This is a genomic window from Sphingobacterium thalpophilum (assembly GCF_038396785.1).
GTDB lineage: Bacteria > Bacteroidota > Bacteroidia > Sphingobacteriales > Sphingobacteriaceae > Sphingobacterium > Sphingobacterium thalpophilum_A.
In genome coordinates this window covers 3,985,249-3,998,567 of sequence record NZ_CP151087.1, presented here as the reverse complement: position 1 = coordinate 3,998,567, position 13,319 = coordinate 3,985,249, and the positions used below count along the sequence as shown (strand labels likewise).

At 39.6% G+C, this 13,319-nt stretch carries 12 protein-coding genes; 7 read left to right on the top strand and 5 right to left on the bottom strand.

Annotated elements, in window-relative coordinates:
• Entirely contained in the window at window positions 1–1,578 is a 1,578-nt protein-coding gene (locus tag AACH28_RS17735) for an MFS transporter (protein ID WP_341831130.1), read from the top strand.
• Window positions 1,579–1,801: 223 nt separating this feature from the next.
• Here the strand turns inward: AACH28_RS17735 and gltX are convergent, their stop codons facing one another.
• On the bottom strand, window positions 1,802–3,322 hold the full coding sequence (gene gltX, locus AACH28_RS17730; RefSeq protein ID WP_341831129.1) for a glutamate--tRNA ligase: 1,521 nt from the start codon (window positions 3,320–3,322) through the stop codon (window positions 1,802–1,804).
• A gap of 121 nt (window positions 3,323–3,443) precedes the next feature.
• Between gltX and AACH28_RS17725 the strand changes: the two genes are divergently transcribed.
• The 5 genes from AACH28_RS17725 (at window position 3,444) to AACH28_RS17705 (ending at window position 8,271) form a co-directional block, all read left to right on the top strand.
• A complete protein-coding gene (locus tag AACH28_RS17725; protein ID WP_075994471.1) occupies window positions 3,444–4,673 on the top strand; it encodes a HAMP domain-containing sensor histidine kinase in 1,230 nt (409 codons plus the stop codon).
• A complete protein-coding gene (locus AACH28_RS17720) occupies window positions 4,654–5,202 on the top strand; it encodes a DinB family protein (RefSeq protein WP_317669254.1) in 549 nt (182 codons plus the stop codon). The genes AACH28_RS17725 and AACH28_RS17720 overlap by 20 nt, the downstream gene beginning before the upstream one ends.
• Window positions 5,168–5,593 (top strand): hotdog fold thioesterase, encoded by a 426-nt coding sequence (locus AACH28_RS17715; protein WP_046673622.1) that lies wholly within the window; start codon window positions 5,168–5,170, stop codon window positions 5,591–5,593. The genes AACH28_RS17720 and AACH28_RS17715 overlap by 35 nt, the downstream gene beginning before the upstream one ends.
• A gap of 302 nt (window positions 5,594–5,895) precedes the next feature.
• A complete protein-coding gene (gene gluP, locus AACH28_RS17710) occupies window positions 5,896–7,188 on the top strand; it encodes a glucose/galactose MFS transporter (RefSeq protein WP_075994474.1) in 1,293 nt (430 codons plus the stop codon).
• 237 nt (window positions 7,189–7,425) lie between these two features.
• On the top strand, window positions 7,426–8,271 hold the full coding sequence (locus AACH28_RS17705) for a DUF2911 domain-containing protein (RefSeq protein ID WP_341831128.1): 846 nt from the start codon (window positions 7,426–7,428) through the stop codon (window positions 8,269–8,271).
• Window positions 8,272–8,359: 88 nt separating this feature from the next.
• Here the strand turns inward: AACH28_RS17705 and cdaA are convergent, their stop codons facing one another.
• Window positions 8,360–9,154 carry a diadenylate cyclase CdaA gene (gene cdaA / locus AACH28_RS17700; RefSeq protein ID WP_046672648.1) on the bottom strand — a complete coding sequence of 265 codons (795 nt, stop codon included), beginning with the start codon at window positions 9,152–9,154 and terminating at the stop codon, window positions 8,360–8,362.
• Window positions 9,155–9,214: 60 nt separating this feature from the next.
• On the opposite strand from cdaA, the gene AACH28_RS17695 reads away from it, so the two are divergent.
• A complete protein-coding gene (locus AACH28_RS17695; RefSeq protein ID WP_341831127.1) occupies window positions 9,215–9,931 on the top strand; it encodes a pyridoxine 5'-phosphate synthase in 717 nt (238 codons plus the stop codon).
• A 152-nt stretch (window positions 9,932–10,083) separates the two neighbouring features.
• Here the strand turns inward: AACH28_RS17695 and lepB are convergent, their stop codons facing one another.
• The 3 genes from lepB to AACH28_RS17680 all read right to left on the bottom strand — a co-directional run bounded on the left by lepB (window position 10,084) and on the right by AACH28_RS17680 (window position 13,319).
• Complete coding sequence (lepB, locus tag AACH28_RS17690) at window positions 10,084–11,652, bottom strand: signal peptidase I (protein ID WP_075994477.1); 1,569 nt, start codon at window positions 11,650–11,652, stop codon at window positions 10,084–10,086.
• Window positions 11,653–11,668: 16 nt separating this feature from the next.
• Complete coding sequence (dapB, locus tag AACH28_RS17685; protein ID WP_341831126.1) at window positions 11,669–12,412, bottom strand: 4-hydroxy-tetrahydrodipicolinate reductase; 744 nt, start codon at window positions 12,410–12,412, stop codon at window positions 11,669–11,671.
• A gap of 184 nt (window positions 12,413–12,596) precedes the next feature.
• Window positions 12,597–13,319 (bottom strand): DUF5683 domain-containing protein, encoded by a 723-nt coding sequence (locus tag AACH28_RS17680; RefSeq protein WP_341831125.1) that lies wholly within the window; start codon window positions 13,317–13,319, stop codon window positions 12,597–12,599.

Below are 13,319 nucleotides of genomic sequence, written 5' to 3'. Positions count from 1 at the left end.
ATGAGTACAAACAAATCTTTATACTACAGCTGGGTACCCGAATGGATAAAACTCCCGCTAATGATCGTAGCGATGTTCCCACATCTCATGCTAATGTCGCTCTTCCATTCCAATACGGCATTTACCGCTTCGGCACTGGATATTGAAGCTGAGGATATTCAGTATTTTCTATCCTTGATGTATGGCGCCATTGTCGTTACCTTACTCATATTTCAACGGCTGTTTTCGTTTTTTAGAGTAAGGACATACATACTCTTGACTTGTAGCCTCTCCATCCTGATTCTACTCGGTATTTCACTTACAAGAGACCCCTTCCTTATTGGCATTCTCCGCGTGATCGAAGGTATTTTCTGTGTACTGGAAGGTGCATGCTTTCTTCCACTGCTTATGATGCAGATTAAGCATACCAAAAGCCGAACGATCGCCTATTTTTTCCTATATACCTTTATGCTTACAGGATCAACTTTGACGACATCCTTACTCAAAGAAAGCATAATGGACTATGGATGGCAAGATATGATCCATGTCGTACTCTATTGGCATTTGATAGTGATTGCAATAGCCTTGCTGTTACTCAACAATAATCGCTTGGGTAAAAAGTTCCCACTCTATCAACTGGATCTGGCCAGCTGTCTATTTTTATTGATATCATTGAGCTGCGGGGCCTACGTTTTAATTTATGGTCGCAAATACTATTGGTTTGAATGCTCCACGATCACCATCAACTTCGCACTTTTCCTTATTTTCGGAGCACTTTTCATCATTAAACAGCGGATTGTCAAAAGACCGCTGTTTCATTTTGAGATCCTCAGATACAAAAATGTGATCTTTGGTGTTATCCTATTTTTTCTCTTTTATATTATTCGCAGCTGTCTCAATAATGTATACACAGTGATGGCTACCGTATGGAAGTGGCCCTGGCATTATATTGTTGATGTACAGTACATCAATGTCCTTGGTACAATACTGGGTGTTGGCAGTTCAGGATTCTTACTCCTCCGCGATGTATCTCCTAAATATATCTTTGGTTTTGGCTTTTTGATATTGGCGACTTCATGTTTTTTATTTGTACCTATATTTTACCCTGATACCACAATCTGGGCAATCGGGCTTCCTTTGTTTATTCAAGGAATCGGACAAGGATGGCTTTTTACACCACTGGTTATTTATATTTTGACAGGTGTAGAATCCCATCATGCTGGCAATGCAGGCCTCATGGGCACAACCGTTCGGTTTTGGGGTACGAATGTCGGATTTGCACTTATTCAAAATGCTAGCTATACACTAAATCAAAAGCATTATATTCAACTCGAACAGACACTGAATACAAGCAACCCACTGACAATAAACTATTGGAATACATTAATGGACAAATATACCGGAATATATAGCGATCACATAGCAGGGCGTATTGCAAGCAAAAGTATTTCGGGAACCCTAAGTCAGCAAGCATCTCTAATCAGTAACATGGAGATATTTACTTATCTGGGAATCCTGGGAATGCTGGTAACAGGGCTAATATTTTTATTCGGCCCAGCCAAAACACTTTTCATGCGCCTAAGGATGCCATACTTGTAAATGAGGCAGCTAAATCTCCTATATACAACTTTCATGCTTTCGCAAGCAGCAACAGCAATGAAAGCGAACCGGAGATTCCTTCTGCCTAATAAACCGAGTATCACGAGCTCATTGATGCCTTAATAAAAACAATATGAATCAACTAAACAGGTTCTTTCAAAAAAAGGGGCTGTTTGCAAATCAATGCAGACAACCCCTTTTTGGTATCTCATACTTAATCTATTTAAGCATCAAATTCTTTAAGAGCTTTTTTCACACGTGCTATTACCTCGTTTTTGCCGAGCAATTCAACAATCTGAAAGACATCTGGTCCAAATTTACCGCCTACCAACATAATTCGGAATGGCATCATCAGCTCGCCCATTTTCATTCCCGATGCCTGAATCGCATCTTTAAAGAAAGGCTCCAATTCAGCAGCTTTCCACGTATCAAATCCTTCGAATGACTGGTTTATATCCTCAAAAAATGCTGTTTTTTCAGCAGTCCACTTAGGCTTCACAGCATTCAAATCATATTCCGCAGGTTGCAAAAAGAAGAACGACGCCTGACTCCAAAAGTCCTCAACAAAAGTTAAACGCTCTTTCACAGCATCCAATACCCTGCTCACGTAAGCTTCATCGGCATCTACTTGATGATGTTCCAATACTGTTTTGATCTTTGGCAACAAGGATTCTGTCGACGAGCGTTTAATCCATTCATGGTTGAACCATTTTGCTTTTTCAAAATCAAATTTCGCACCGGCTTTACTGATACGGTCAACACTAAATTTTTGAATCAATTCATCTAAGGAGAAAAGTTCCTGTTCGGTACCATCATTCCAACCTAACACGCCGAGCATATTAACAAAAGCCTCAGGCAAGAAGCCCATCTCGCGGAATCCTTTTGTTGTATCGCCAGATTTAGCATCGGTCCAGTTCATAGCATAAACAGGGAAACCCAAACGATCACCGTCACGCTTGCTTAGTTTACCGTTTCCATCTGGTTTAAGGATCAATGGAAGGTGCGCCCAGCCTGGCATGCTATCCCCCCAACCAAGGTATTCCCACAATAAGATGTGGATAGGTGCCGAAGGCAACCACTCTTCACCACGGAATACATGTGATATTTCCATGGCCTTATCATCTACAACAACAGCGAGGTGATAAGTCGGCATGCCATCTGCCTTAAGCAATACCTTATCATCGACAAGATTTGTATCAAAAGCAACCTTTCCACGGATCATATCAGTGAATGATACTGTTTCATCTGTTGGAATCTTTATACGGATGGTGTGCGGCGTGCCCGCATCCAATAATTGTTGAGTTTCAGCGGCAGACAAACTCAATGAATTACGTAATTGAAGTCTGTTCTCGTGGCTATATCGAAAATTAGGCTGCAACTTACGCTGCTCATCCAGCTCCTCTGCTGTGTCAAAAGCATAGTAAGCATAACCATTCTCGATCAGCTGTTCAGCATATTTCCGGTAAGATGGTTTTCGCTCACTTTGACGGTAAGGTCCGTACTCGCCTCCTTTTAAAGGGCTTTCATCTGGAGTCAAACCACACCATGCTAAGCATTCGTTGATATATTCCTCAGCACCTGGGACAAAACGAGTTTGGTCCGTATCCTCGACACGTAAAATAAAATCTCCCTGATGCTGACGCGCATAGAGAAAATTAAACAAAGCTGTACGTACCCCACCAAGGTGAAGACCACCTGTCGGGCTTGGTGCAAAACGCACTCTTACTTTTCTTTCTGAACTCATGTCGCAAAATTACCACAAAATTTTTGATTTGGGCGGCACGATAACTTCTTCAATGAAATAAAAGTGCAGAAAACAGACATTTATTCAGTAATTTGCAAATGAAGGACACGAATACGGAATCATGAAACCCTATCAGATTAGCCAGCAACGCTGGAAATTTATCTTGCTTATCTTTGCAGCAGTCATTGCTGTCGCCTCCCTGGTTTACACCAATTACCTCGTTCGAAATCTTGCACATGCCGAACGTTCGAAGGCTGAGGTATGGGCCATGAGTACCAAAAATATCATGACCATGCCCGACGTTGATGATGAATTCATTACATTTATTTACGCCGTAAGAGACAGTCTAAATTTACCCGCAATTATTACTGACGACAAAGAAGACATTATTTTTTGGCGTAACCTCGATTCAACAAAGACAAATATTAAACCCGGACACAACGACAGTGTTACAAAACATCTCGATTATGATCCCGTTTATTTTCAAAAACAGCTTGCGTTTATGAAGAAAAGCCATCCGCCTATTACGTTGGAATTGGAAAATGGGCAAAAATGGCATGTGTATTATAAAGATTCATGGTTTTTACAACAGTTAAGGGTGTTTCCTTATGTGCAACTATCGCTGATTGCCCTCTTTCTCATTATTGCTTATACCGTTTTCAATTCTATCCGGAAATCCGAACAAAATCTCGTTTGGGTAGGGCTCACCAAAGAAGCGGCACATCAATTAGGCACCCCTATTTCGTCGTTGATGGGCTGGTTAGAATTGATTCGCATAAAATTTGATGCCGAAGAAGATGACACCCTAAATGAAATGGAAAATGACATTAAGCGACTTGAAATCGTCGCCGACCGCTTTTCAAAAATAGGATCTACTCCCGTGCTGACTAACCATAATCTGTATGATGTCATCAAAAATTACATGGATTATTTTCGCATACGAACCAGTAATAAAATTGCTTTCGAATTAAAAGGAGACACCCATCTTGAAGCACAGCTAAATATTCCACTCTTTGATTGGATTATCGAAAATTTATTGAAAAACGGAGTAAATGCCATTGGTACAGAAGGGAAGATAACTGTTAATATTTCAGAAAATATTGCGAAAGAAGAAATTTTTATAGACATTAGTGATACGGGCAAAGGAATTCCGAGATCTAATTTTGAATCTGTTTTCCAGCCGGGGTTCACAACACGGAAAAGAGGTTGGGGGCTTGGCCTTAGTCTGACAAAAAGAATGGTGCGGTACCACCAGGGGCAAATTTTTGTAAAAGAATCTGAAGTAGGTAAAGGAACAACATTTCGAATAATCTTAAAAAGCAATTTAAAATATGAAGCCACTCAAATCTGACGAATATCCAGCAGTCTACGCGCCTTATATTGAGACCGTTGTCGATAACGTGTTTGATGCACTAGAAGAACAAACGCTCTCCTTTCCAGCATTCCTGGACACGATCCCAGAGGAAAGAGGTAATTTTAAATACGCCGAAGATAAGTGGACAATCAAAGAAGTTGTTGGCCACGTCATCGATAATGAGCGTATCATGGCTTACCGGGCATTGCGTTTTTCACGTAACGATCTTAAGGAGTTAGCAGGATACGACCAAGACTACCTCATTCAGTATTCCCGTTACAATGATCGCACCTTAGAAAGCCTGAGTAAAGAATTTACTTTTCTTCGCAAAGCCAACATGATGCTTTTCAATAGTTTTAATGAGGTCGAATTAGAACGTAAAGGGATGGCATCTGAACGGCTAACAAGTGTAAAAGCGCTCTTGTATGTCATTGCTGGCCACCTCAATCATCATCGCATCATTATCCAAGAACGTTATTTAAACTCAGACGATGTCAAAAATTTGGTTTCAGCATTACAGCATTGAGGAAATAAACGTATTTTTCAACAAATACCTATCGGGTCTGCTCGAGATTCAAGCGACAGAAATTGATGACAACTCCATCACGGCGACCATGCCCGTGACAGATAAAGTCAAACAACCACATGGTATTTTACATGGCGGCGCTTCTGTCGTTCTAGCGGAGTCTTTGGGAAGTATAGCATCTAATCTCGTGGTTGATCCAGAAAAATACCGCGGAGTTGGACTTGAAGTAAACGCCAATCATATACGTCCGGTAAGTAGCGGCGTAATAACAGCAAAATGTAGCCCAATACACATTGGTCGATCCACACATATTTGGGAAATAAAAATGTACGATCGCTTCAACAAATTAAATTGTATCTCAAGACTTACAGTAGCTATCGTTCCAAAATAACGATAACTATACGACTCTTGCTAACTCGATTTATCACCTCGCTCCAATTACAATTCGACAATATTTATACGCAAAGAAGGATAAATTTCACAATTTATCCTTCTTTTTTTTGTCAATTAATTATCAAAATCCCCCAAAAATATGCCTTTATTTATTTCCGATATTCAAGAAATTTAAGTAGTCTTGTAGGATGGATACTTTAAAAATCAGTAATTATGAAGCGCAATCGTTTGTTCATTCCTTATTCCTACTGATTTACCAATCCTCGAACGATAACTTAACTAAATATAATAAAACAAAACATGACCACTAATCCTAACGTTGGTAAAACAGCTTTTCGCCCTATGGCCATCTGCTGTGGTTTATTTTTTATCCTCGGTTTTATTACCTGGGCAAACGGAACTCTAATTCCATTCTTAAAAATTGCTTGTAACCTCGAAACAGATTTGCAAGCTTTCTTCGTAACCTTTGCTTCCTATATTGCTTATTTTTTCCTAGCACTTCCCAGTTCAGTCATCATTAAAAAAATTGGTTTCCAAAATGGTTTAGTTGTCAGTCTTATTATATTAGGTTTAGGATCTTTGATCTTTATTCCTGCGGCAGATAATAGAAGCTACGGCCTATTTTTAACAGGAATCTTCATCCAAGGTTCAGGAATGGCATTATTACAAACAGCCGTTAACCCTTACTTAAGTATTATTGGTCCCATTGATAGCGCTGCACAACGTATTTCAATAGCTGGATTTTTCAATAAATCGGCTGGTATCATTGTACCTATCCTTTTTGGAACACTCTTTTTAAAAGATGCTCAAAAAGTAACAGCAAAATTAGAAGCAACAACGGATCTTGTCCAAAAGAATGCGATATTAGATGATCTTCTTCAACGCGTGCACACTCCATACATCTCTCTTGCAATTATATTCGTTGCCTTCGCAATATTCTTAAAGTTCACACACCTGCCTGAGGTCGATGTGGATGCCGAAGAAGAAACCAGCGCAGAAAGCGGAACTGTGGCAGCAAAGAAAACATCGATATTTCAATATCCACATTTGTTCTTGGGGGCTTTGGCAATTTTCTTCTGTGTGGCCGTCGAAGTTATGGCAGGCGATATCATTGGCGTCTATGCACGCGAACTGAAAGTTGATCCCTTCTTTACAACCTATGCAACAGCATTTACACTCGCTTGTATGTTGATCGGTTATATTATTGGTATTATTTCTATTCCGAGATTTGTATCACAACAAATGGCCCTGCGCATTTGCACAATCATTGGCATCACATTCACCATTATTTCTGTTTTTACGACTGGTACAACTTCATTTATATTCGTTGCCTTGTTAGGAATCGCTAACTCCCTCATGTGGCCAGCTATCTTCCCGCTAGGAATTAAAGGCCTCGGAAAGTTCACGAAAACAGGGTCAGCTATCATGATTATGGGTATTGCAGGTGGTGCTATATGGCCTTTGATCTACGGATTATTAAAAGATCATTTACATATTGATTTTCAACACGCATTCTTATATGCAATGATTCCGGGCTATCTATACATTATGTTTTTCTCTATAGTAGGTCATAAAGTTGGCAAAACGAATTAATGTAAATCCATCTTATATTTTAAGAAAAAAAGGCATCTAAAAATAGATGCCTTTTTTTCTTAAAATTCTTCCTATTTTTAGGAGATAGATGCTGTAAGAGCCATTAAATATACAGCCATACTATAATCAGATTTTCTGTTTTTTCAACAGGAGAAATGGAAAGCATGATCAAATGCATTTCAAGCGCATATTGAGCAACAAGATTAAGCATACAACAACAAACAAACAATAATACAGATGAAAAAGAATCTTTTTGCAATTGCCATTGCCGCAACAATGATGTTTACGGCCAACGAATCTTTTGCTCAGTTAAAACTACCTGCAGCAAGTAGCTCACAGACAGTTACACAAGGATTAGGTATTGAAAACGTAACCCTTAATTACAGCAGACCTAGCATGAACGGTCGTAAGATTTTTGGTGATCTTGTTCCTTACAACGAAGTATGGCGCACAGGTGCAAATACAAATACCACATTATCTTTTGAAGGTGATGTTGAGCTGAATGGACACAAACTTTCCGCCGGAACCTATGCTCTTTTCACGATCCCGAACAAATCAGAGTGGACCATCATCATCAGTAAAAACACAAAACAATGGGGCGCCTATACCTATAAACAAAGTGAAGATGCTTTACGCTTCAATGTGAAACCTCATACCCTAGCAAATCCAGTAGAAACTTTCAGCATTTCTTTCGACAATGTTACGCCTACAGGTGCTGTATTGAGTTTGGCTTGGGAAAAAACGTCAGTAAAGGTTGATCTCAAAGTCAATCAACAGGCTAAAATATTAGCCTCCATCGACGAAGCTATGAAGGGCGAGAAAAAACCTTATTTTGCCGCAGCCCAATATTACTTCAGTAATAACTTAGATCTAAATAAAGCGCTAAACTGGTATGACGAAGCCGCCAAAGCTCAACCCAAAGCTGCTCACGTCCTTTATTGGAAAGCAAAAGCTCAATTAAAAGCTGGAGATAAAAAAGGTGCAATAGAAACTGCAACGAAAGGTCTTGAAGTTGCCACAGCAGATAAAAATAGTGAATACATCAAATTGAACACCCAAGTTATCAACGCTGCAAAGAAATAGGTATTTATAGCTAAAAATGCCCCCAGAAAGTATCTCACTTTTTGGGGGCATTGCATTTAAAGCCTTTTTTATAACTCGGCCTTTAGTTTTATAGCTCGTCTTTTAGCAATTGCTCAAGTTCTTCTGGTGAAACGTTCATATTGACATTTCCGTCTTTCGCAAAAGAGATCTCTCCGGTCTCTTCAGAGACAATAACAGCAATCGCATCCGAGATTTCCGTCACCCCAATAGCAGCGCGATGGCGTAGTCCGAATTGCAGCGGCAAATCCTCACTATCCGACAATGGTAGCACACAAGATGCTGTCATAATCTTAAAATCAACAATAACGACTGCTCCATCATGCAAAGGACTATTTTTATGAAAGATACTTTCAATCAGGCGCTTCGATATATGGGCATCGATATACTCACCACTGCTCTGATAATACTCCTCATCAAAATATTTTGAAAAAACCAATAAAGCACCTGTCCGTGTACGCGACATGCTTCTACAAGCTTCAATAACCGGTTTTAAGTCTTCCGTCAAATCCTTTTGTATAGCTTTCTTATTCCCGATAAATGACCAAAAAACTTTTTTCCGTTTCATGGATATGTTCTTTCCAACGTGCAGTAAGAATCGCCTGATTTCCTGTTGGAACACGACAATCAATGCGATGGACCCTACAGATATAAAACCGCCGAATATCTCGGTCAGTAAACGCATGTGCATCTGCTTAACGACTATATAAACACCATAAAACAGTGCTACACCAATCAGGATATTAACAGCAATGGTCCCTCTAATCAAACTATAGATATAGTAGATAATAATCGCTACCAATATGATATCAATAACGTCCAATAGGCGAAAGCCGCTAAACAGGCTATAGTCGATTCCATCCATATATGCAAGTTAAAAAAAAATAGATATTATTTGTATTTTTACAACATAACATACAGGAAAATGACTAGACTTTCAGTAAATATCAATAAAATCGCAACGCTCAGAAATTCCAGAGGTGGCAATAATCCTAATCTAGTATCTGCAGCATTAGCCTGTGAACGTTTTGGAGCACAAGGCATCACTGTCCACCCGAGACCTGATGAAAGACATATTCGCTATCAGGATGTCTTTGACTTAAAAGCAGAAATCCAGACCGAACTCAATATTGAAGGAAATTGCCAGGAACAGAAATTTATTGACCTTGTATTGGCCAATAAACCAGCACAAGTAACCTTAGTGCCAGATATCGAAGGACAATTGACCTCGAATCATGGCTGGGATACCATTAAGAACAAAGCCTACCTACAAGATATGTGCAAATTGTTCAAAGATGCAGGTATACGTGTTTCTATTTTTGTTGATCCGGTTGAAGAAATGGTAGAGGCTGCGGCAGAAGCAGGAACAGATCGCATTGAACTTTACACAGAAGGTTTTGCCACGGAATATGGCTTCGACAAGGAACTCGCTATAAAACCGTATTTCAAAGCTGCATTAAAAGCACGTGAAGTCGGTTTAGGTCTAAATGCGGGCCATGACTTAGATCTCAACAATCTGCAATATTTCAACCAACATATCCCCGAACTCCTGGAAGTAAGTATTGGCCATGCCCTCATCTCTGATGCACTATACCTAGGATTAGAAGAAACCATCAAACGTTATCTGGCTTGTTTGAAATAATAGCATGTTCTGCGAAGAGCGCTAACTTTATAAATGAGCTTCTTGTGATCTAGCGAATTGCACAAAAATGCATCAATAGAAAAGGGCTTTCTTACACGAAAGCCCTTTTTATTCCCCCCTAAATAGCGGTACTATTGCTGACCTTGCAATTATTAATGAATTCCTTTAAAGATACGGTTCCAACGAATTTTCGAAAGTCCGGTACCAATGTCATCCCAGCTCATCCAAGTAAATAAAGCCTTTCCGACAACATGATCTTCGGGAACAAATCCCCAGCCCCTTGAATCCAAAGAATTATGGCGATTATCACCCATCATCCAAAAGTAATCCATTTTAAACGTATAATGGTCTGCTTTCACATCATTGATATAGATCCCATCCGAACGTTTTTCTAACTTGTTATTCTCGTAAACACGGATAGCTCTTTCATAAATGGGCAGAGTCTGTGCATTTAATGCCACTGTCCATCCTTTCTTCGGGATTAAAATCGGTCCAAAATTATCAAAATTCCATTTGTATTGTGGATCATACGGATAAGCTCCTTCTCCAACAGGATTTCTTCTGATTTCTTTGACATTCGACCAAGATTTTACAATGGCCAGTTCATCTTTTGTCATGAACAACTGATAAACACCAGGCTGCTGATCGCTACCGACCGCTTCTATTCTCAACTCCCGTAACCTATCCATATTTAATGGGGTACCATCCGTTAATACGAGATAGTCCAATTGGCTTTCTGGAGGATCAAATCCTGGTTGATCGTTCACAAAGAGTTTGGCATCTTTCATGAAAATTTTATCGCCAGGCAATCCAACACAGCGTTTAATATAGTTCTCCCTCTTATCGATAGGTCTTGCCTGGATTGTAAACTGAGAATTGATAGTCTGCCAACCATAAACTCGAACAAGATCATAATAACTTGAATTTTGGTTTTCAAGCGCAACAGTGTCACCCGCAGGAAAATTGAAAACAACGACATCATTACGTTCAATTTTTTGAAATCCTGGCAAACGTTTATAAGGAAGCTCAATCAATTCAGAATACGCTTTTCCGCCAGTGATGGGCATCGTATGATGCGCAAAAGGAAAGGCAATCGGCGTATTAGGAACACGGGGGCCATAATTTAACTTGCTCACAAATAAGAAATCCCCGATCAACAAGGTACGCTCCATAGATCCTGTTGGAATCATATAAGCTTCGATCAGGAAGCCACGAATAAGCGATGCCGCTACGGTTGCAAATACAATGGCATCTGCCCATTCGCGTACCATCGATTTCTTGTACGGATATTTAATTTTATATTCTTTATAAGATTCGAGTGCAATTTCGGCACGCTTCTCTTCAGTCAATTCAAGACCTTCTTGGCTTGCAGCCTTTAAATTCTTAGCATATAAGCCATTCAAAAAACGTACGTTATTGTCCTTTGCCCACATTGGCAGAACAATAAAAGGTACTAAAACTGCAGCAGCATTCTCCCAAAAACGGCGTTTTCCAAAACAATGGATAAAATCAAGGTAAAGATTATAGAAAACAAAGACATTGACAATCGGTACGAGCAATAAAACTACCCACCATGTAGGTCTTCCTGTCAATTTCGCCTGAATATACTGGCTATAAAAAGGTACGATTGCTTCCCAGCCATTTCTGCCCGCTTTAACAAACAATTGCCACAGTCCATATCCCGATATTGCTGTTAAAACCGCAAATATAATTAAGCCCATAATCTACTTATTAATACTATTTATTAAAATCAAAAATTTCAGTAACCTGATAGAAACCTTTTTTGCCATTCAACCATTCAGCAGCAACTACAGCTCCTAAGGCAAATCCATCGCGGCTATGTGCGGTATGCTTAAACTCTATTTGGTCAACCTCAGAACTATAAAGTACCGTATGTGTTCCTGGAACCTCTTCGATACGATGACTTTCAATTAAAAGCTCCTGTGGTTTTGGAATAATTTCATCCTGATCACCAATAACCGTATTCACCCAGTTGGTTTTCACATCGCTATTATCCAATATCCCCTCAGCAATCGTAATTGCTGTACCACTAGGTGCATCCAGTTTGTGAATGTGATGTATCTCCTCTACCTGGACATCATATTGTTTGTACGGCTGTAAGGCCTTCGCCAACATTCTATTGATATGGAAGAATACATTCACTCCGATGGAAAAGTTAGATCCATACAAAATGGAACCATCAGACTCCAAACACTTCGTCTTAACTTCCTCCAGTTGATCATACCAACCGGTTGTTCCGACGACAATAGGTACACCTGCCTCAAGGCAAAGATTCATATTATCCAGTGCCGCGAAAGGTACACTAAAGTCTATTGCGACATCAGCCCCTTTGATATCATCAGCAGTCAGGTTAGGACGATTATGTTCATCGACAACTAAAAAAATTTGATGGCCTCTTTTCAGCGCGTATCTTTCGATAATCTGCCCCATTTTGCCATATCCCAAGAGAATGATGTTCATATATTTAGAAAAAAAGTATAGTTTATTTTTAAAATTAAAAAATTCCAATGAAATACCCATGTTTAAAAACCACAAACATCAATCTGAACGAGCAGTGTATATGCAATATTCACTAAAAGACAAATTAGATAACCCCTGATCAACAATCATTTCCAATCGAAATATCACCTTAGGAATACGGGAGTTAATTGAATTTCATGGTCAACTTAAGTCCTACAGTAGGTTTCAATGAATAAGTTCCCGACGCGAGACTCGCATCCATTAAAGTAGGTCCAATTAAGAAAGCAGTCTTTTTGGGTTTATCGTCGCCAATGCTCCAGCGATATTTAAGCATCGAGTCAATATAAGCCTCTGCGACATTCAGGCCATAAACACCTAAAGTAAGCAGCACCATGAGGTCTCGATTTCGCCGCGCATTATCTTTTGCTCGGATGATAGATTGGTCTGAGATTCCGATGTAATAAGGATCAATAGGCTTACCAAGAGCTTTGTCCTGTAACACCCCCAGTAATTCCTTATAATAACGGTTATTAAAATCAAAAACAAGTACGGTTGTTATTAAGCCGCCATAGATTGCAGGCACTTTTATCCACCAAACGCCACCGTTGGTATATTGTCCCCAGCCTGGAAGAACCAAAGAACGTTCCCAAGCCTGTTTATTTTTTGCTTCAATAGCCAAGCGTGTCGAATCCTTGAATACAACCTTCTCTTTCGCCTTAGCCTCCTCCTTCTCCCGTTTTTTACGTTCCTTCCGAGATTCCTTCTTTACGGTATCCTGTACCGATTTTTGCTTTATGCTATCTATTTTGACGGGTGTTATTTGTTTCTTAGGAATTGTATCCACAGTCTGTCCATGTACCACCGACAGTGTAAACACCGCAAATATCAAGCTTATTAACTTGGCCAT

Bases quoted from the DNA above. Each gene is read 5' to 3' on its own strand.
- AACH28_RS17680 (WP_341831125.1), bottom strand. From the start codon at position 13,319: ATGGCCAAGTTAATAAGCTTGATATTTGCGGTGTTTACACTGTCGGTG.
- AACH28_RS17695 (WP_341831127.1), top strand. From the start codon at position 9,215: ATGACTAGACTTTCAGTAAATATCAATAAAATCGCAACGCTCAGAAAT.
- AACH28_RS17715 (WP_046673622.1), top strand. From the start codon at position 5,168: ATGTCAAAAATTTGGTTTCAGCATTACAGCATTGAGGAAATAAACGTA.
- AACH28_RS17705 (WP_341831128.1), top strand. From the start codon at position 7,426: ATGAAAAAGAATCTTTTTGCAATTGCCATTGCCGCAACAATGATGTTT.
- gluP (WP_075994474.1), top strand. From the start codon at position 5,896: ATGACCACTAATCCTAACGTTGGTAAAACAGCTTTTCGCCCTATGGCC.
- cdaA (WP_046672648.1), bottom strand. From the start codon at position 9,154: ATGGATGGAATCGACTATAGCCTGTTTAGCGGCTTTCGCCTATTGGAC.
- AACH28_RS17725 (WP_075994471.1), top strand. From the start codon at position 3,444: ATGAAACCCTATCAGATTAGCCAGCAACGCTGGAAATTTATCTTGCTT.
- gltX (WP_341831129.1), bottom strand. From the start codon at position 3,322: ATGAGTTCAGAAAGAAAAGTAAGAGTGCGTTTTGCACCAAGCCCGACA.
- lepB (WP_075994477.1), bottom strand. From the start codon at position 11,652: ATGGGCTTAATTATATTTGCGGTTTTAACAGCAATATCGGGATATGGA.
- dapB (WP_341831126.1), bottom strand. From the start codon at position 12,412: ATGAACATCATTCTCTTGGGATATGGCAAAATGGGGCAGATTATCGAA.
- AACH28_RS17720 (WP_317669254.1), top strand. From the start codon at position 4,654: ATGAAGCCACTCAAATCTGACGAATATCCAGCAGTCTACGCGCCTTAT.
- AACH28_RS17735 (WP_341831130.1), top strand. From the start codon at position 1: ATGAGTACAAACAAATCTTTATACTACAGCTGGGTACCCGAATGGATA.